The sequence below is a fragment of the Psychrobacter sp. UBA6739 genome (genome assembly GCF_002453835.1).
Lineage (GTDB): Bacteria > Pseudomonadota > Gammaproteobacteria > Pseudomonadales > Moraxellaceae > Psychrobacter > Psychrobacter immobilis_A.
This window is the reverse complement of record NZ_DKHR01000018.1, coordinates 16106-16814: the sequence shown is the minus strand read 5'-3', so window position 1 is coordinate 16814 and position 709 is coordinate 16106. Positions and strand designations below refer to the sequence as shown.

Here is a 709-nt window from a genome sequence, read left to right as displayed (position 1 = left end):
CGTGCGCGAAGGCGATGTGATTAGTCCGTTCTATGACTCTATGATTGCCAAGCTAATCGTTCATGCGCCAACGCGAGAGCAAGCCTTAGCCAAGCTCGATCGAGCACTTGCGCAAACGCGTATCGTGGGTTTGCCGAATAATGCGGCATTTTTACGCTATATCTTAAATACAGAGTCTTTTAGCAAAGCCAATCTCGATACGGCATTGATTGAGCACGAGCGTGATGCGATTTTTAATCAGCAGCCTTTAGCTTTATCGACGCTCGTTGTGACCGCCATTACTCGTCAGCTTGCGAGCGAGATTGCAATGCAAGAGTCAGATATTGATCCATTTAGCAAACCTACAGGCTTCCGTGCTTATAGCGACTACACCAGATCATTTAGCTTGGTTTATGATGAGCATGCTTATACGGCCCGCATGAGCAACTGGCATAATGCAAGTTGTTCAGACAGCAAAAAAGGCGGTGATAACCTCAGTAGCTTTACGCTTGTTATTGAAAAAGAAGTCACGAATACACAGGATAATAGTAATATTAATGTCGCTGCTCAGACCGAAACGGTTTATGAAGGTCAAGTGAGCTATGCCAGTAGCGACGAGCACAATCATACATTATGGTTGGATGGTGCTCGTACTAGCGCGCAAAGCTGGGTGCTTAATGAGACGGTCTATGTATTCACAGACAGTGGTCGTGACGAGATTACGCTGATT

Annotated in this window: 1 pseudogene; it reads left to right on the top strand. The window is 45.8% G+C overall.

The features are described from left to right. Nucleotides 1-709 (top strand): annotated as a pseudogene (locus tag B2575_RS04175) (3-methylcrotonyl-CoA carboxylase); the annotation flags it as partial.